The organism is Rhodococcus tibetensis (assembly GCF_024438035.1).
GTDB classification, from domain to species: Bacteria; Actinomycetota; Actinomycetes; order Mycobacteriales; family Mycobacteriaceae; genus Rhodococcus_F; species Rhodococcus_F tibetensis.
Window position 1 is genome coordinate 125,151 of record NZ_JANFQF010000006.1, and the last position, 16,367, is coordinate 141,517.

A 16,367-nucleotide genomic window follows, 5' to 3' on the forward strand; every position below is an offset into this window, starting at 1 on the left:
TTTCGGCACGAGCATTCGCTTTTCGATGGAGTGACCAGTTCGTTACTGGGATAGTGGATGTCGATGTACGAATGGCTGGATCGGGAGATCGTCGGGCACGGGCGGCTGCCCCTGCTCTTCTTCCTGCTGGGGTTTCTCGGGGCTTTCCTGTTTATTCGGCTGAGCGTGCGGATGATCCGCGCGGAGGTGTCGTGGTGGCCGGGGAACGTCAAGCCCGGCGGTCATCACGTGCATCACGTCGTCTTCGGTGTGATTACCATGCTGGTATCGGGTGTCGCGCTCGTCGCCGTGTATGTGGACGGCACCCAGACCACCGGTGCGGTACTCGCCACCTTCTTCGGAATCGGCGCTGCATTGGTGCTCGACGAGTTCGCGCTGATCTTCTATCTGCAGGACGTGTACTGGGCGGATGAGGGCCGGGCGTCGGTGGACGCCGTCTTCGTGGCGATCGCCGTCACAGGCCTGCTGCTGCTCGGCCTCAGGCCGCTCGAGTTGATGGACGTCACCAGCTTCCGGGACTCACCCGATCCGTGGGTGCGGGTGGGGATCGGCGTGCTCTCCGTCGTCAACCTGCTTATCGCAGGCGTGGTGCTGCTGAAAGGAAAGATCTGGACTGGGCTCCTGGGTCTGTTCATCTTCCCGATACTGCTGGTCGGTGCGATTCGGTTGAGCCGGCCGAGCGCACCGTGGGCCCGCTGGCGATACACCACGAAGCCCAAGCGGATGCTGCGCGCGCTCGAGCGTGAACGGAAACTGCGGCGGCCGGTGATCCGAGCCAAGATCTTCGTGCAGGACTTCATCGCGGGGACACCGAGCGCCGAGCACGTGAAGGAAGCCGCCGAGCACGCCAAGGTGGCCGCGGAGGCGGAACTCGACGAGGTAGTGCATCCGGCACCACCGCCGATTTCGTCCCGCGCGGTCCCGTCTGGCACAATGGACGGGTTGCCTGGACCAGGCAGCATTACTTGAACTGGGCACGAACCAGACGAGCACCGGTGTTCTTCGAACCTTGCAGGTGCCGCTCGGTTCCTCTGCTCCTGCGAAAACGCAAGGATGGAACACCGATGAACACTCTCGACTTCCTGGACAAGAAGTCCCTCCGCGACGACATTCCCGAGTTCCGTCCCGGCGACACCCTGAACGTGCACGTCAAGGTCATCGAAGGCTCCAAGGAGCGTGTGCAGGTCTTCAAGGGTGTCGTGATCCGTCGCCAGGGCGGTGGCGTCCGCGAGACCTTCACCGTCCGCAAGGTGTCCTTCGGCGTCGGCGTCGAGCGCACCTTCCCGGTCCACAGCCCCAACCTGGCCCAGATCGAGGTCGTCACCCGCGGTGACGTCCGTCGCGCCAAGCTTTACTACCTCCGCGATCTCCGTGGCAAGGCTGCCAAGATCAAGGAAAAGCGCTGAGCGTTCCGATAAGCCCGGCACTGCGCTCGCGCGGTGCCGGGCTAATCTGATTTCGTGACAGATTCTTCGAAGGAGCGGGCATTGTCGTCGGAATCCGAGACCACCGGCGATCCCGCCGTCGCACCGACCACCACGGATGCGACGAAGCAGGAGAAGAAGCCTCGCTCGTTCCTTCGCGAGCTGCCGATTCTCATCCTGGTCGCACTCGTTCTGAGTTTCCTTCTGCAGACCTTCATCGCCCGCGTGTACCTCATTCCGTCCGAGTCGATGGAACCCACGCTCCACGGCTGTGCGGGGTGCACCGGCGACCGTATCGTGGTCGAGAAAATTGGCTACCACTTCGGTGAACCGCAGCCTGGTGACGTCGTCGTCTTCCGTGGCCCCGATTCGTGGTCGCAGGATTTCGTCTCCACCCGTTCCTCGAACGTGGTGGTGCGCGGCGCCCAAGAACTCGGTTCGCTGGTGGGCCTCGTCCCGCCGGATGAGAACGACCTCGTCAAGCGTGTGATCGCCACCGGCGGTCAGACCGTCGAATGCTGTGACGAACAGGGACGGATCCTGGTGGACGGCACACCGCTCGACGAACCGTATGTCGTCATGGACTTCCCGTTCGTCCCTGGTTCGCAGGCCTGTGACACCGCGCTGAAATCGGCACGCTGCTTCGGTCCCGTCACCGTCCCGGACGGGCACGTCTGGGTGATGGGCGACAACCGCAGCAATTCGGCCGATTCGCGCTATCACGTCGGCGACGACATGCAAGGCACCATTCCGCTCGACAACGTCATCGGCAAGGCGGTTTTCATCGCGCTGCCGCCGTCGCGGATAGGCTCCATCAGCTCACCCGATATTCAGGGCAAGTGACTTCCTGGCCGCCACGCATCGTCATCCGCAGGTCGGCCGGTCTGCGGACGATGGAATCGGCCCTCATTCGTAGCGGGCTGGGGCCCGTGGCGGGCGTCGACGAGGCGGGCCGGGGCGCCTGCGCGGGTCCGCTCGTCGTGGCCGCCTGTGTTCTGGCCCCCAAGCCGCACCCTGCCCTGGCACGGCTCGACGACTCCAAGAAGTTGACCGAGCGCACGCGCGAGGAGCTCTACCCGGCCATCACCCGGCTCGCCCTGGCGTGGAGTGTGGTGTCCATTCCGGCCCAGGAGGTGGACCGCATCGGAGTGCACGTGGCGAACATCGAGGGCATGCGACGGGCGGTCGCAGGGTTGTCGACCACGCCGGGGTACGTCCTCACGGACGGTTTCCGCGTGCCGGGCCTTCCCGCTCCCTCACTGCCGGTGATCGGTGGTGACGGCGCGGCGGCGTGCATCGCGGCCGCGAGCATCCTGGCGAAGGTCACGCGCGATCGCGTCATGGTGGAGATGGACCGGGACTACCCCGGTTACGGGTTTGCCATTCACAAGGGTTATTGCACATCCGCACACACGAGTGCGCTCGAGGCGTTGGGCCCTTGCCTCGAGCACCGCCGGTCGTGGGCGAACGTCGCGGCGGTGCGAAATCGAGTACAGGGCACCCCGGCACCGAGTGGATAACAGTTCCGGACGTGCGAGATGATGACTATTCACACCAGAGCAGGAGGACTCCGAGACCGATGAGTGCCGAGGATCTCGAGAAGTACGAAACCGAGATGGAGCTGTCGCTCTACCGCGAGTACCGGGACATCGTCGGTCAGTTCTCCTATGTCGTGGAGACCGAGCGCCGGTTCTATCTGGCCAACTCGGTGGAGCTGCTGCCGCACAACGCGGACGGTGAAATCTACTTCGAACTGCGCATGTCCGACGCGTGGGTGTGGGATATGTACCGCCCCGCCCGGTTCGTGAAGTATGTGCGCGTCATCACCTTCAAAGATGTGAACATCGAGGAACTCGACAAGCCCGACTTGCGGTTGCCCGACAACGGGTTGTCCTGAGGTTTCCTCCACGTACGATCAGCCGATGGGCGGACAGAAGCGCGTTGCGCTCGCTCTGGGAAGCGGCGGCGCCCGCGGCTATGCGCACATCGGGGCGATACAGGTACTCGAGGAGCAGGGTTTCGAGATAGTCGGGGTCGCGGGGTCGTCCATGGGTGCTCTGGTCGGGGGTGTCTACGCGGCCGGAAAGCTCGACGACTTCACTCGCTGGGCGCAGAGCCTGACCCAACTCGATGTGATGCGCCTGCTGGATCTGTCGGTATCCGCTCCCGGCGCTATTCACGCGGAGAAGATTCTTCAGAAGGTCCGTGAGGTCCTGGGGGAGGTCCGGATCGAAGACCTTCCCATTCCGTATACTGCCGTGGCGACCGACTTGGCAGCGGGACGATCGGTGTGGTTCCAGCGGGGACCTGTCGACGCCGCAATCCGGGCATCGATCGCCATCCCCGGTGTCATCACTCCCTATGTGCTCAACGGTCGCGTGCTCGCGGACGGCGGGGTGCTCGATCCGCTCCCTATGGCCCCGCTGGTGGCTGCGGGGCCCGCGCTCAGAATTGCGGTCAGTCTCGGCGCCGAGGACAGGGACAACCGGTCGCAGGCTCCCGAGAACGAGAGCGCGGACTCGCGACCGGTCGACGAATGGCTGGCACGGTTCCGCCGCAGTACCGCCCAGCTCCGTGAGCTGGACATCGTGCGGTCGGTCGTCGGCCGATTCGGTACGGCCCATGCGGAGCTGGATTCGCTGGACGACACCGTCGACGTCTCCGGCGGAGACAGCGCGAATGCGGACGGGGCGATGGTCGTCCCCAAGTTCAGCCGGTTCGCGGTGATGAACCGTTCCCTCGACATGATGCAGGCAACGCTGGCTCGCTACCAACTTGCCGCATATCCACCGGACGTCCTCGTGCGCATTCCGCGCACCGCCTGTCGCAGTCTCGACTTCCATCGGGCGGCGGAGATGATCGAACTGGGCCGCGATCGCACGGAAAGTGCGCTCGCCGACGCCGGACTTACTGTCACCACTGCAGACTCAGCCGACGTCACCGGATCCGACACCGACAACGCGGGGCCTGGTCCCGCTCCGAACCGAGGTCGTACGTCGAGCCGTCCCGGCGAGTCACCCGCATAGCGAGAATGCCGTGGGCGTTCATCAGACGGCACACGTCGTCGCGGTCGTCGTAGAAGACGGTTACCCGTAGCTCTCGGCACTTGTCGAGTTTCAATTCGGGTGCTTGGCGCGGATGGTCGAACTTGACTTCGTACACCGGTATCGCCGTGCTGAACCCCAGTGTGCGGACGTCGCGCTCTACAGTGCCTGCTGTGCGATCTCCGACGGCGGAGATAATGACCACTTCGTGGCCGGCCCGCCGATGCATGTCGGCGAGCTCGCGAAAATACTCGGGGTAGTGGCTGATGACCTGCCAATAGTCGAACCCGACCACCATGGAGTCGACTCTCCTTCACGTTGTCCGGTGGAGATGCTCTTCTTCAGCTTCCCGCCTGGCGCCGTCGGCCGCCAGTGGAGTTTTACGTCTTAGGCGTACTTCCGTGCTTGACACGTCTGATCAGGGGTTTGGGTGCAGGTCCTGACCCGAATCGCCCAGTTATCCACAACCTGTCCTCCGTCCACAGGTCAACCTTCTCGACCGGTCTTCGGGGACTCGCGGGAGTCGCCCTGCGGCACAGTAATGCAGGGGCGCGGTCCGCATCGGTGGACCGCCGGGGAGTCGACGGAGGCTGCGATGGCGCACAATCTTGCGCTCGGCGCACATGGGGAAGATCTGGCGGCCCGGTATCTCACCGATGCGGGTATGGAGATCGTCGACCGCAACTGGCGGTCGCGTTACGGCGAGGTCGATCTTATTGCCGCAGAGGGGGACTGGCTCGTATTCGTCGAGGTGAAGACACGCCGCGGTCTCGGTTTCGGCAGCCCGGCCGAGGCGGTGACGTTCTCCAAGCAGCGAAGAATTCGGTTGCTGGCGGTGGAGTGGCTGCGGAATTCGGGCCGGCACTGGTCGCGGGTGCGGTTCGACGTCGTCGCGATCATGGTGAACCGTGGTGGGGAACCACAGATCGAGCATGTCCGGGACGCGTTTTGATGGCGCTGGGGCGTGCGCACTCAGTTGCGGTGACAGGGGTCGATGGTCAGCTGGTGGAAATCGAGGCAGACATCGGACGCGGTCTTCCCGCCGTGCATCTCGTGGGACTACCGGACACGGCGCTACAGGAGGCGCGTGACCGAATTCGCGCCGCCGTGACTAATTCCGGTGAACAGTGGCCGGACTCGAAGGTGATTCTTGCCTTGTCGCCCGCGACGCTGCCAAAGGTCGGGTCGGTCTACGATCTCGCGCTGGTGGCAGCGGTGCTCGATGCGGCCAAACAGGTCAAGCGCGATCGCCTCCGGGAGACCGTGTTGCTCGGCGAACTCGCGCTCGACGGCCGGCTCCGTGCGGTTCGCGGTGTGCTGCCCGCGGTTCTCGCGGCCAAGAACGCGGGCTGGCCGACGGTCGTGGTGCCGGTTCAGACGTTGCCCGAGGCGGGGCTCGTCAGCGGGATCGAAGTCTTGGGCGCGCGTGATCTGCGATCCGCGGTGGCATGGATGCGCGGTGAGTACGAACTCGAGTGTCCCGAGCCGACGGAGCGCCTGGTTCAGCCTGTGCGCGGCGACCTCAGCGAGGTGGTCGGTCAGGCGGAGGCGCGGTGGGCGATCGAGGTCGCTGCGGCGGGCGCACACCACCTGATGCTCACCGGCCCGCCAGGAGTCGGCAAAACCATGCTCGCACAACGGCTTCCGGGCATACTGCCGCCGCTCACCGAGGACGAATCACTCGAAGTGACCGCGATTCACTCGGTGGCGGGCCTGCTGCCTCCCGACCGGCCGTTGATCGACGTCCCGCCCTTCATCGCGCCACACCACACGGCCACGGTCAGTGCACTCGTCGGCGGCGGCAGCGGTGTCGCAAGACCCGGCGCCGTGAGCCGCGCACACCGGGGCGTGCTGTTTCTCGACGAGTTCGCCGAAATCGGCACCAAGGTCCTCGAGGCTCTCCGTACACCACTCGAAGACGGCGAGGTGCGTATCGCCCGGCGGGACGGTGTCGCGCGTTATCCCGCTCGTTTCCAGTTGATCCTTGCCGCGAACCCGTGCCCGTGTGCCCCGGCCCGTGAGGCGGACTGCATCTGCGCGCCGACGGCGAGGCGGCGGTATCTGGGGAAGTTGTCGGGGCCGCTCCTCGATCGCGTCGACCTTCGCGTGCGCATGCAGGCGGTGGCGACCGGCGCGTTCATCGACGAGGTCGGCGAGAGCACGGAAGACGTCCGTCGGCGAGTTGCCGATGCTCGTTCCGCGGCGGGGGAACGTTGGTACGACCACGGTTGGCGTACCAACGCGGAGGTGCCGGGTCCGGCTCTGCGCCAGAAGTTTCGTCTGTCCCGGCCCGCACTCGCACCGGTCGAGCGTGCGCTGCAGAAAGGGATGATCACTGCGCGCGGCGCCGACCGGGCATTGCGAGTGGCATGGACTGTCGGCGATCTGGCCGGGCTCGCGATGCCCGGCCCGGAGCAAGTGGTGACCGCTTTGGGATTTCGTGATCGGAGTTTTCGATGACAGTGGAACTTCTCGGCGGTGCCGATGATCCGCGGCGCGCGCATGATCCGCGTCGGCTGGCGTGGGCGTATCTGTCGAAGGTGGTGCAGGGTCCGTGCCCGGCGCTGTCACGTCTCGTCGATGATGTGGGACCGGAGGAGGCTGCGCGGGCGGTACGCGAGCGGTATCTGGCGGAGTTGCTGGGAGAGAGGACTGTTGCGCGGGCGCATGTAGATACCGCCGCCCACGACCTCGATCTGGTGGCCGGGATGGGAGGTCGGCTCGTCACCCCCGAGGATGACGACTGGCCGCAGTGGCGGCTACTCGGGTTCGACACACTGTCGGCGTCGCGCGAGGACGGCGCGCCGTTTGCGCTGTGGGTGCTGGGTTCGCGTTCGCTGGTCGAGCTGACCGAACGCGCGATCTCGATTGTGGGCACCCGAGCGGCGAGTGGCTACGGCGAACACGTCACTGCGGAAGTGGCGGGTGATCTCGCTGTCGACGGCTGGACCATTGTGTCGGGGGCGGCATTCGGGATTGACGGTGCTGCGCATCGGGCGGCAATGGGTGTCGGCGGCCTGACGGTCGCGGTGCTGGCGTGTGGAGTGGATCGGGCGTATCCGGCCGGTCATGCCCGGTTGTTGCGCCAGATCGCACAGAACGGGGCGGTGATCAGTGAGTATCCGCCGGGGACGACGCCGGCGAAGTACCGGTTTCTGGCCCGGAACCGGCTGGTGGCGAGCCTGTCCGACGGTGTCGTCGTGGTGGAGGCGGGGTGGCGCAGTGGCGCCCGGAACACGGCGAGTTGGGCGCGAAAGCTCGGTCGCCCGGTGATGGCGGTGCCGGGGCCCGTGACGTCGGTGTCCTCCACGGGGTGCAATCGCATGATCCGGGAGGGGGAGGCGCGTTTGGTGGCGAATGCCGGTGACGTACTCGAAGAGGCGGGGCCGATCGGGTTGCGTGAGGGAGTCGACGGTGGGGTCGTGCGCGATCTGGATGCGGTGCGGGATCTCGATGCATTGTCGGGGGATGCGCTGCTGGTGTACGAGGCGTTGCCGGCGCTAGGTACAAGGGGAGTTCGAGAGTTGTCGGAAGCCTCCGGTGTCGCGGTCGAGAAGGTGCGGGCGGTGCTACCGATGCTCGAGATGGAAGGTTTCGTGGACTCCGGCGACACCGGGTGGTCGCGCCAGAGATGACAGGCGGTCGGCGCCTTCTCGTTCTCGATCACGCGAGTCGATACGCCCGAACGACCACAAACTGAGGTACAACTCTTGTATTACGCACCTCACAACCGCATACGAACCAAGGTGGTTCGGTATCACGTGAAGGAGTGAGACATGGGGTCTGCCGGTGATCTGTGGCGGAACTTCGTCGCCCAGGTGTTGAGCCTGTTGATAGCATCCGGTTCGTAGGGGTCGGAATCGGTGGGGTTCAACCAGCGAAGACTTCGCTCCGCGACCTGAGCTGTCAGGGCAGGTGTCGTTCGGCTCGCGCGCACGTGTGAAGAAATCAGCAGGTGGCTGGCGTAGTGCCTAGAGTCTGTCCGGTTCACCGATCAGGGAGGCGTCGGTGCTCGTACCGTTTCAGGTGAGGAAACTATCGGCGCGCAGTGGCTGACCGGCCGCGGTGGCGTCTCGCGGAGGGATCTCACATGGCCATGACCACGGCGGAACTGCTTGCTGACCTGGAGAACCGGCTCGAGCAATCGTTGAATCCGGGCAGTGCGAGGGCGATTGCCCGTCGCGAGGAGAAGGGTCTGCCTGGGCCGCGGGAACGGATTCGGATGCTGCTCGACCCCGGAAGTTTCATCGAGGTCGGGCAGATGGCCCGCAACCCCGGTGATCCGAACAATCCCTACGGTGACGGTGTCGTGACCGGGCACGGCACTGTCGACGGGCGTCCGGTCGCGGTGTTCTCGCACGATCAGACCGTATTCGGGGGAAGCGTGGGAGAGATGTTCGGCCGCAAGGTCGCCTCGATCATGGACTTCGCCGCCCGCGTCGGCTGCCCCTGCGTGGGAATCAACGACTCCGGTGGCGCACGCGTGCAGGACGCCGTCACCTCCCTCGCCTGGTACGCGGAGATGGGACGCCGCCAGATTCGCCTGTCCGGGATGTGCCCGCAGGTTTCGATTCTTCTCGGCAAGTGTGCGGGCGGCGCGGCGTACGCCCCCATCAATACGGATCTCGTTGTGGCAGTAGACGAACAAGCCTACATGTTCGTCACGGGGCCGGGAGTGATCAAATCCGTGACGGGGGAAGACGTCACCCTCGACGAACTCGGTGGTGCCCGCGCGCAGGCCGCCAACGGGAATGTGCACCACGTCGCACCCAGTGAGGAGGAGGCATTCGCGTGGGTACGCGAATATCTGAGCTTCCTGCCGTCCAGCCGATACGAGGAGGCGCCCGTCATCAATCAGGGTCTCGAACCGCACGTCACCGAAAGTGATCTGGCGCTCGACACCTTCATGCCCGACTCCGACAATGCGGCGTACGACATGCACGACCTGCTCCTCAACATCTTCGATGACGGTCACTTCCACGAACTGGCAGCGCAAACCGCCCCCAACGTCATCACAGGATTCGCCCGGGTCGACGGTCGATCTGTCGGGGTAGTGGCAAACCAACCACACGTCCTCAGTGGCGCGCTCGATCAGGTGAGTGCCGACAAGGCGGCGCGATTCGTCCGAATCTGTGACGCCTATGAGATCCCGTTGGTGTTTGTCGTCGACACACCGGGCTTTCTGCCCGGGCTCGAACAGGAGCGCCACGGTGTACTCCGCAGCGGTGGCCGCTTTCTGCAGGCCTTCGCCGCCGCGACCGTGCCGAAAGTAACTGTGGTAGTGCGCAAGGCTTATGGCGGGGGATATGCGGTGATGGGATGCAAACAGCTCGGAGCCGACGTGAACCTCGCATGGCCGACCGCACGCATCGCCGTCATGGGCGCCGATGCCGCCGTCAGTCTTCTCTACCACCGAGAACTCGAGGCCGCGGGTGAGGGTCGCGACACCCTGCAGCAACAACTTGTCGACGCCTACAACGAGAACGTCGCAACACCGTACTCGGCCGCCGAGCGCGGATATATCGATGTGGTGATCGAACCCTCGGTGACCCGCCTCGAGATTCGCCGTGCCCTGACCTTGCTCCGCGGCAAGCGCACCCCTCGGGGCGATCAGAAGCACCACCTCATCCCGCTGTGAAGGGCGTGGGCACTCACCTCCTGTACCGTAGTTAGGTAACGCTAACAAGCTGATATTCACTGGAGAGGTGACGCATGGCCAAGCCGAGTGCCACATTGACCGTTCTCCGGACCGAGTGGCTGACCCCACACATGGTTCGCGTTTACCTGGGCGACCCGGGATTCGACAGCTTCATTCCCAACGCCTTCACCGACGCCTACGCGAAACTCGAATTCGGAACGAGTGAAGAGCCCACGCTCCGCACTTACACCATCCGTTCGATGAACCCTGCCGATCGTGAGATCGCAATCGACTTCGTCGTTCATGGTGACGCCGGGGTCGCAGGTCCCTGGGCGGCGGCCGCTACGGCGGGTGACACTCTGCGACTCCGAGGACCCGGAGGCGCGTTCGCCCCGGACGTCGCTGCCGACTGGTACTTGTTCGCCGGCGACGAGACCGCGATCCCCGCAATCTCGGCGTCGGTCGAGAAGCTCGATGCGAACGCGAAGGGCCATGTCTTCCTCGAGGTGGCAGGGCCGGACGACGAGATCGGCTTCGGCTCACCGGCAGGAGTGACTGTGACCTGGATTCACCGCGGCGACACGGCGGACCGAATCGGCGAAGAGGCATCTGGAGACACCGCCCCCCTGATCGGGGCGGTGAAGAACGCAAACTGGCTGCCCGGGAATCCGCAGGTCTTCATCCACGGCGAGGCCCAGGCCGTCATGCATAATCTCCGCTCCTATGTGCGACGCGAGCGGGGGGTGCCCGCCTCCTCGGCATCGATCTCCGGCTACTGGCGTCGTGGACGCACCGAGGAAGGCTTCCGCGTGTGGAAGTCCGAACTCGCGGCGAGCGAGGGCGCCGCGCGCTGACATTCGCGGCGGGCGTTGCGACGTATGCGTCCGCCGTGTCAGCAGGAGAAATGCGACCATGGTCACGGCCATCGGCACCGCGGCGTCGGGGCCGGCGGTTCGGAGACGAGACCGGTCGCATTGCCCATGACGAACCTGCGGCTTGCCACCGAGACGAACAATGGGCCAAGGATCATCCCTCACGACGGGGCATCGATCGTCGTAGCGGTAACAACGCAGCGCCGCCGACGAGCAGCACCCTAACCCCGAACCCGAGCAGTGGACCTGCTTGGAAAGTGCCTGCGTAAGGCGGGGTCGGAGGGCCGGTTGCTCTTCCGGCGCACCGGTTCGGGTCACCGGATTCGCCCGGTTCAAGGCGGTGCCTGTGGCGAGATCGGTTGGCCCGGTTCGCCGGTGGCGTGGATCGGGCGGTAATAGCCTGCCCACCGCACTGCGATGGAGGGGGTGAATCCGAACAGCATGTTCCAACATCAGAAGCGGCTGTCGGTGGCCAGCGGGGCGATCGCCGACAACAACGCCAGTACACACAACACGGGAATGGAGATCGTTCGCTGCACGAATGAACTTTATCGGCGCGGCCACTTGATTTTTCGCCGCACCGCAGCGACTCTTGCCTCCATGAGTGCCGACTTGCCGCCGCAGCTCGAGTCGGTGCTCGAGGAGTACTCGCGGCATCTCGGACTCGAACGCGGGCGCTCGCCGCACACAGTGAAGGCGTACCTCGCGGACGCGAGATCGCTTCTGCATCACTGGCTGTCGACAGCACCCGGTGCCCATCTCGCGGAACTGGACATCCAGGTGCTGAGATCGTGGCTGGCCGGCCAGTCCGCTGCAGGAGTCGCCCGAACGACACTCGCCCGGCGGACCTCGTCCGTGCGCACCTTCACCGCGTGGTTGTTGCGTACGAGGCGGATCCCGATCGATCCCGGAGCCAGGCTGGGCGCGGCGAAAGCGCACCGGACGTTGCCGGCCGTCCTGCGACAGTCACAGGCCGCCGACGCCATGGAAGCCGCAGAATCGGGTGCCCGCGAGCAGGACCCCTTGGCCCTGCGTGATCGTCTCATCGTCGAATTGCTCTATGCCACCGGCATACGGGTGGGCGAACTGTGCGGCCTGGACCTCGGCTCGGTCGATCGCGAGCGGCGCCTGCTGCGCGTGATCGGTAAAGGAGACAAGGAGCGGTCGGTGCCGTACGGCAAGCCGGCGGCCGAGGCCGTCGACTCCTGGCTGCACATCGGCCGTCCAGCCCTGGCGACCGAGGCGTCGGGGCAGGCGCTGCTGCTCGGAAAGCGCGGGAAGCGGCTGGATCAGCGCCAGGCGCGGACAGCCGTTCACGAGGTTTTGTCCGCCGTGCCCGGGGCCCCCGACCTCGGACCACACGGACTGCGGCACACGGCGGCCACGCATCTCCTCGAAGGGGGAGCCGATCTGCGCGTGGTCCAGGAACTGCTCGGTCACGCGAGCCTGGCCACCACTCAGCTGTATACGCACGTGTCCGTGGCCCGGTTGCGCGCTGTGCACGATCAGGCGCATCCCCGCGCCTGAGCCCGTTTGGTAGCGTCGCCCCACGAATCTGCAGTTGTTCTGCACTATCCCGGGGGAATCGTGGACCGTGAAGACTTGACTCGACCGCAGCCGGCGTGGCTGAACGACGGTGGCGGAGCCCCGGTGGGGGCCGCGGCTTCGAACCCCTGGGGGCAGCAGTCGTGGGACGAACCCACTCCGCTGACAAGCCAGCATCAGGTGAGCAACCAGGATCTGGTGGCGGACGCCCTGCTCAGGCGTGCGCGCCGGGCCCCTGGTCGCGGGTGGCGGCGGGGTCTGCATCGGCTGACGGGAGGGGCACTGAATCCGGGTCAGTCGGCGGGGGAGGCGCGTGATGCCGCACTCCTCGCTCGCATCCGGCAACCGATTCAAGGGGACTACCGGATAGCGTTCCTGTCCCTCAAGGGCGGCGTCGGCAAGACGACGACAACCATCGGACTGGGCTCGACATTCGCGTCGTTGCGCGGAGACTGTGTGATCGCCGTGGACGCCAACCCCGACTTCGGGACGCTCGCGCAGCGGGTGCCTCTGCAGACACATTCGACGGTTCGCGATCTCATTGCGGCCGAGTCGACAATCCGCCGCTATTCGGATGTCCGCACACACACGTCGCAGGCGCCGAGTCGGCTCGAGGTGCTCGCGAGCGAGCAGGACCCGGCTATCTCGGAGGCGTTCAGCGAGGACGACTACCGGCGGGTCATCGACATCCTGCAGGTGTACTACAACATCATCTTGACGGACTGTGGCACGGGCATCATGCACTCTGCGATGAACGGTGTTCTGCAACTAGCCAATTCGCTGGTGCTCGTGAGCTCGCCCGCGATCGACGGCGCGCGGAGCGCCGCGGCCACCCTCGATTGGCTCCAGCATCACGGATACGGACACCTCGTGTCTCGGACTGTCGTGGTGATCAGTGCCGCCAGGCCGGGATCGTCCGTGATCGACATGACGGAGCTGACCAATCACTTTCTGCAGCGCTGCCGGGCTGTGAAGGTCGTACCGTTCGACGAGCATCTCGCCGAGGGATCGGTCGTCGACCTCGACCTGCTGCGACCGCAGACGCGTCAGGCATTCGTCGAACTGGCGGCGATGGTGGCCGACGACTTCCCGGAGTCGGCGGGGAGGCACGCCGTCGCGGAATGGCGATAGCTTCAGGTTCACCGCGGAACGACGGGCTTCAGTCGTACCGGCGCCACCCGCACCAGACCCAGCGGGTCGAGATAGACACGATCGCGGCGAAGGCCCCAGTGCAGGCACGCCGCGACGGGCATGATGCACCCCGGATGGCCGGGTTCGAGCGTGCCGAGCACCGTTCCCTTACCCACCCGGAGACCGGCAGTGACGCGGGCGGTCACCGGTTCGTAGGTGGTGCGAAGCCCACCGAGATGGTCGACGGAGACCACTGGCTTGCCGGCCACCGTGCCCGCGAAGGCCACCACCCCTTCTCCTGCGGAGAGCACCGCCTGATCAGGCACGCCGCCCAGGTCGACGCCGCGGTGACCGGGAAGCCAGTCGTGCTCCGGATTGTCGAACACCCGGACCACGCGCGGTCGCGGGTGAAGTGGCCAGTCGAAGTCCGCGGTGGGCGCCGCGTCGGCGGGCAGGGCGACGAGGACCGCGCCGCACAGCATGGTGGCAGCGGCAGCCGCCGACACCAGGGTCCGAAGGGCGGCACCGATCATCGTCACGGGTTCGACGATGCCGCAGTCCGGAGGCGCGAACGCGGGCGCGGGGCGCTCTGTGGATGGGCTCGGATCGATCCACAGATGTGCTTGTTCTCTTGCGCGACGCGCCGGATTGTGTCTGGGCCACGGCGCGGTTAGGGCGAACGCTGCCGAGGCCGTACACTGATCGAGCGGTCTGTGCTCGCACAGTCCGACTTCGCGCGCCCGCGCAGGTTATCGGCCATCGGCTGGTCTCGCATCTCGATGCGAGTTCCGGTGGTCACGGGCGTCAGGGCAGAGCATCACCGATGCTGTGCATCAACCGGCAATGAAAGAGAGATAACAGCTATGGCTGTTGTAACAATGAAGCAGCTGCTCGACAGCGGCACCCACTTCGGTCACCAGACCCGTCGCTGGAACCCGAAGATGAAGCGGTTCATCTTCACCGACCGCAACGGCATCTACATCATCGACTTGCAGCAGACGCTGACGTACATCGACAAGGCGTACGAATTCGTCAAGGAGACCGTTGCCCACGGCGGCACCGTTCTCTTCGTCGGCACCAAGAAGCAGGCCCAGGAGTCCATCGCGGCCGAGGCCACTCGCGTCGGGATGCCCTACGTCAACCAGCGTTGGCTCGGCGGCATGCTCACCAACTTCACCACCGTCCACAAGCGTCTGCTTCGCCTCAAGGAACTCGAGTCGATGGAGCAGAGCGGCGGGTTCGAGGGACGCACCAAGAAGGAAATCCTCATGCTCACGCGTGAGATGACCAAGCTGGATCGCACCCTCGGTGGTATCCGCGACATGGCCAAGGTTCCTTCCGCGGTGTGGGTCGTCGACACCAACAAGGAGCACCTGGCGGTTGCCGAGGCTCGCAAGCTCAACATCCCGGTCATCGCGATCCTGGACACGAACTGCGACCCCGACCTCGTCGACTACCCGATCCCGGGTAACGACGACGCCATCCGCAGCGCCGCGCTTCTCACCAAGGTCGTCGCTTCCGCGGTCGCCGAGGGTGTGCAGGCCCGTGCCGGACTGAGCGCCGACAAGGACGCGAAGCCCGAGGCCGGCGCCGGTGAGCCCCTCGCCGAGTGGGAGCAGGAACTCCTGTCGCAGGCGACGCCCGCGGACGAGGCAGCTGCCGTTCCGGCAGCCGAAGCCCCCGCAGCCGAAGCCCCCGCAGCGGAGGCCCCCGCAGCAGAGGCACCGGCCGCCGAGGCCTGATCCGATGACGACGGCCCTGACCAGAGCTCGAATGGTCAGGGCCGTTTCACGGTCTGCACCGAGTACTACCCTGACTTACGTCCCGACAGACATATGAGGAGGCTCGCTCACCATGGCGAACTACACCGCCGCTGACGTCAAGCGGCTCCGCGAGCTGACCGGCTCCGGAATGATGGCCTGTAAGAACGCTCTCGCCGAGGCCGACGGCGATTTTGACAAGGCTGTCGAGCAGCTGCGCATCAAGGGTGCCAAGGATGTGGGTAAGCGTGCCGAGCGCACCACGGCCGAGGGCCTGGTCGTCGCCAAGGACGGCGTCCTGCTCGAGATCAACTGCGAGACGGACTTCGTCGCCAAGAACGAGGACTTCCTGAAGCTGGCCGAGTCGATCGTCTCGGTCGCCGCCGCAGCGAAGCCCGCCGACATCGATGCTCTCAAGGCGCTCGAACTCGACGGCAAGACTGTCGACACCGTCGTTCAGGAGCAGTCCGCGAAGATCGGCGAGAAGCTCGAGCTGAGCAAGATCGCCTCCTTCGACGGACCGGTTGCCGTCTACCTGCACAAGCGCAGTGCGGACCTGCCGCCCGCCGTCGGCGTTCTCGTCGAGTACACCGGTGAAGGCGATGCTGCGGCTGAGGCCGCCCGCGCTGCCGCCATGCAGGTTGCTGCCCTCAAGGCCAAGTACGTGACGCGTGACGAGGTCCCCGAGGACATCGTCGCCAACGAGCGCCACATCGCCGAGGAGACCGCCCGTGCGGAGGGCAAGCCCGAGCAGGCTCTGCCGAAGATCATCGAAGGCCGCGTCAACGGGTACTTCAAGGATGTCGTGCTGACCGAGCAGTCCTCGGTGCAGGACTCCAAGAAGTCCGTGAAGGCGATCCTCGACGAGGCCGGCGTGACGATCAAGCGCTTCGTTCGCTTCGAGGTCGGTTCTTCGAGCTAGTCGCGTGAGTCGTATGGCCCCGTCGGACGAG

17 protein-coding genes are annotated in these 16,367 nt (G+C 65.5%); 15 read left to right on the top strand and 2 right to left on the bottom strand.

All coding sequences use genetic code 11. The annotated features are described in order from the left end of the window. Positions 1–63 precede the first annotated feature (63 nt). From NOF53_RS09030 to NOF53_RS09055, 6 genes are all read left to right on the top strand, one after another. Positions 64–969 carry a hypothetical protein gene (locus NOF53_RS09030; protein WP_255967728.1) on the top strand — a complete coding sequence of 302 codons (906 nt, stop codon included), beginning with the start codon at positions 64–66 and terminating at the stop codon, positions 967–969. A gap of 95 nt (positions 970–1,064) precedes the next feature. Continuing rightward, positions 1,065–1,406, top strand: coding sequence for a 50S ribosomal protein L19 (rplS, locus tag NOF53_RS09035; RefSeq protein ID WP_005240490.1), 342 nt, complete (start codon positions 1,065–1,067; stop codon positions 1,404–1,406). A gap of 81 nt (positions 1,407–1,487) precedes the next feature. Next, positions 1,488–2,267, top strand: coding sequence for a signal peptidase I (gene lepB / locus NOF53_RS09040; RefSeq protein ID WP_255967730.1), 780 nt, complete (start codon positions 1,488–1,490; stop codon positions 2,265–2,267). Positions 2,268–2,317: 50 nt separating this feature from the next. Continuing rightward, positions 2,318–2,944 carry a ribonuclease HII gene (locus tag NOF53_RS09045; protein WP_255967731.1) on the top strand — a complete coding sequence of 209 codons (627 nt, stop codon included), beginning with the start codon at positions 2,318–2,320 and terminating at the stop codon, positions 2,942–2,944. Between the two features lie 59 nt (positions 2,945–3,003). Then, on the top strand, positions 3,004–3,321 hold the full coding sequence (locus NOF53_RS09050; protein ID WP_005240496.1) for a DUF2469 domain-containing protein: 318 nt from the start codon (positions 3,004–3,006) through the stop codon (positions 3,319–3,321). Between the two features lie 25 nt (positions 3,322–3,346). Next, on the top strand, positions 3,347–4,450 hold the full coding sequence (locus NOF53_RS09055; protein WP_255967462.1) for a patatin-like phospholipase family protein: 1,104 nt from the start codon (positions 3,347–3,349) through the stop codon (positions 4,448–4,450). Here the strand turns inward: NOF53_RS09055 and NOF53_RS09060 are convergent. Next, positions 4,362–4,766 carry an HAD family hydrolase gene (locus tag NOF53_RS09060; protein WP_255967464.1) on the bottom strand — a complete coding sequence of 135 codons (405 nt, stop codon included), beginning with the start codon at positions 4,764–4,766 and terminating at the stop codon, positions 4,362–4,364. The genes NOF53_RS09055 and NOF53_RS09060 overlap by 89 nt on opposite strands. Positions 4,767–5,063: 297 nt before the next feature. On the opposite strand from NOF53_RS09060, the gene NOF53_RS09065 reads away from it, so the two are divergent. The 7 genes from NOF53_RS09065 (at position 5,064) to NOF53_RS09095 (ending at position 13,654) form a co-directional block, all read left to right on the top strand. Next, complete coding sequence (locus NOF53_RS09065) at positions 5,064–5,420, top strand: YraN family protein (RefSeq protein ID WP_255967465.1); 357 nt, start codon at positions 5,064–5,066, stop codon at positions 5,418–5,420. Continuing rightward, positions 5,420–6,928, top strand: a complete 1,509-nt coding sequence (locus NOF53_RS09070) for a YifB family Mg chelatase-like AAA ATPase (protein ID WP_255967466.1) — start codon at positions 5,420–5,422, stop codon at positions 6,926–6,928. The genes NOF53_RS09065 and NOF53_RS09070 overlap by 1 nt, the downstream gene beginning before the upstream one ends. Beyond that, on the top strand, positions 6,925–8,103 hold the full coding sequence (gene dprA, locus NOF53_RS09075; RefSeq protein WP_255967468.1) for a DNA-processing protein DprA: 1,179 nt from the start codon (positions 6,925–6,927) through the stop codon (positions 8,101–8,103). The genes NOF53_RS09070 and dprA overlap by 4 nt, the downstream gene beginning before the upstream one ends. A gap of 455 nt (positions 8,104–8,558) precedes the next feature. Next, on the top strand, positions 8,559–10,106 hold the full coding sequence (locus NOF53_RS09080) for an acyl-CoA carboxylase subunit beta (RefSeq protein ID WP_255967470.1): 1,548 nt from the start codon (positions 8,559–8,561) through the stop codon (positions 10,104–10,106). A gap of 74 nt (positions 10,107–10,180) precedes the next feature. Beyond that, on the top strand, positions 10,181–10,960 hold the full coding sequence (locus NOF53_RS09085) for a siderophore-interacting protein (RefSeq protein WP_255967472.1): 780 nt from the start codon (positions 10,181–10,183) through the stop codon (positions 10,958–10,960). Positions 10,961–11,578: 618 nt separating this feature from the next. Next, positions 11,579–12,505, top strand: a complete 927-nt coding sequence (locus tag NOF53_RS09090; protein WP_255967474.1) for a tyrosine recombinase XerC — start codon at positions 11,579–11,581, stop codon at positions 12,503–12,505. Between the two features lie 75 nt (positions 12,506–12,580). Further along, a complete protein-coding gene (locus NOF53_RS09095) occupies positions 12,581–13,654 on the top strand; it encodes a MinD/ParA family ATP-binding protein (protein ID WP_374212590.1) in 1,074 nt (357 codons plus the stop codon). Positions 13,655–13,662: 8 nt separating this feature from the next. On the opposite strand, the gene NOF53_RS09100 is transcribed toward NOF53_RS09095, so the two are convergent. Then, the gene (locus NOF53_RS09100) at positions 13,663–14,187 is read right to left on the bottom strand and encodes a M23 family metallopeptidase (protein ID WP_374212594.1); all 525 of its coding nucleotides are present in this window, start codon (positions 14,185–14,187) and stop codon (positions 13,663–13,665) included. 330 nt (positions 14,188–14,517) lie between these two features. On the opposite strand from NOF53_RS09100, the gene rpsB reads away from it, so the two are divergent. Both rpsB and tsf read left to right on the top strand, forming a co-directional pair. Beyond that, entirely contained in the window at positions 14,518–15,396 is an 879-nt protein-coding gene (gene rpsB / locus NOF53_RS09105; RefSeq protein ID WP_255967476.1) for a 30S ribosomal protein S2, read from the top strand. A 112-nt stretch (positions 15,397–15,508) separates the two neighbouring features. Continuing rightward, complete coding sequence (tsf, locus tag NOF53_RS09110; protein WP_255967478.1) at positions 15,509–16,336, top strand: translation elongation factor Ts; 828 nt, start codon at positions 15,509–15,511, stop codon at positions 16,334–16,336. Positions 16,337–16,367: the final 31 nt, after the last annotated feature.

Bases quoted from the DNA above. Each gene is read 5' to 3' on its own strand.
- NOF53_RS09030 (WP_255967728.1), top strand. From the start codon at position 64: ATGTACGAATGGCTGGATCGGGAGATCGTCGGGCACGGGCGGCTGCCC.
- rplS (WP_005240490.1), top strand. From the start codon at position 1,065: ATGAACACTCTCGACTTCCTGGACAAGAAGTCCCTCCGCGACGACATT.
- NOF53_RS09045 (WP_255967731.1), top strand. From the start codon at position 2,318: ATGGAATCGGCCCTCATTCGTAGCGGGCTGGGGCCCGTGGCGGGCGTC.
- NOF53_RS09050 (WP_005240496.1), top strand. From the start codon at position 3,004: ATGAGTGCCGAGGATCTCGAGAAGTACGAAACCGAGATGGAGCTGTCG.
- NOF53_RS09055 (WP_255967462.1), top strand. From the start codon at position 3,347: ATGGGCGGACAGAAGCGCGTTGCGCTCGCTCTGGGAAGCGGCGGCGCC.
- NOF53_RS09060 (WP_255967464.1), bottom strand. From the start codon at position 4,766: ATGGTGGTCGGGTTCGACTATTGGCAGGTCATCAGCCACTACCCCGAG.
- NOF53_RS09065 (WP_255967465.1), top strand. From the start codon at position 5,064: ATGGCGCACAATCTTGCGCTCGGCGCACATGGGGAAGATCTGGCGGCC.
- NOF53_RS09070 (WP_255967466.1), top strand. From the start codon at position 5,420: ATGGCGCTGGGGCGTGCGCACTCAGTTGCGGTGACAGGGGTCGATGGT.
- dprA (WP_255967468.1), top strand. From the start codon at position 6,925: ATGACAGTGGAACTTCTCGGCGGTGCCGATGATCCGCGGCGCGCGCAT.
- NOF53_RS09080 (WP_255967470.1), top strand. From the start codon at position 8,559: ATGGCCATGACCACGGCGGAACTGCTTGCTGACCTGGAGAACCGGCTC.
- NOF53_RS09085 (WP_255967472.1), top strand. From the start codon at position 10,181: ATGGCCAAGCCGAGTGCCACATTGACCGTTCTCCGGACCGAGTGGCTG.
- NOF53_RS09090 (WP_255967474.1), top strand. From the start codon at position 11,579: ATGAGTGCCGACTTGCCGCCGCAGCTCGAGTCGGTGCTCGAGGAGTAC.
- NOF53_RS09100 (WP_374212594.1), bottom strand. From the start codon at position 14,187: ATGATCGGTGCCGCCCTTCGGACCCTGGTGTCGGCGGCTGCCGCTGCC.
- rpsB (WP_255967476.1), top strand. From the start codon at position 14,518: ATGGCTGTTGTAACAATGAAGCAGCTGCTCGACAGCGGCACCCACTTC.
- tsf (WP_255967478.1), top strand. From the start codon at position 15,509: ATGGCGAACTACACCGCCGCTGACGTCAAGCGGCTCCGCGAGCTGACC.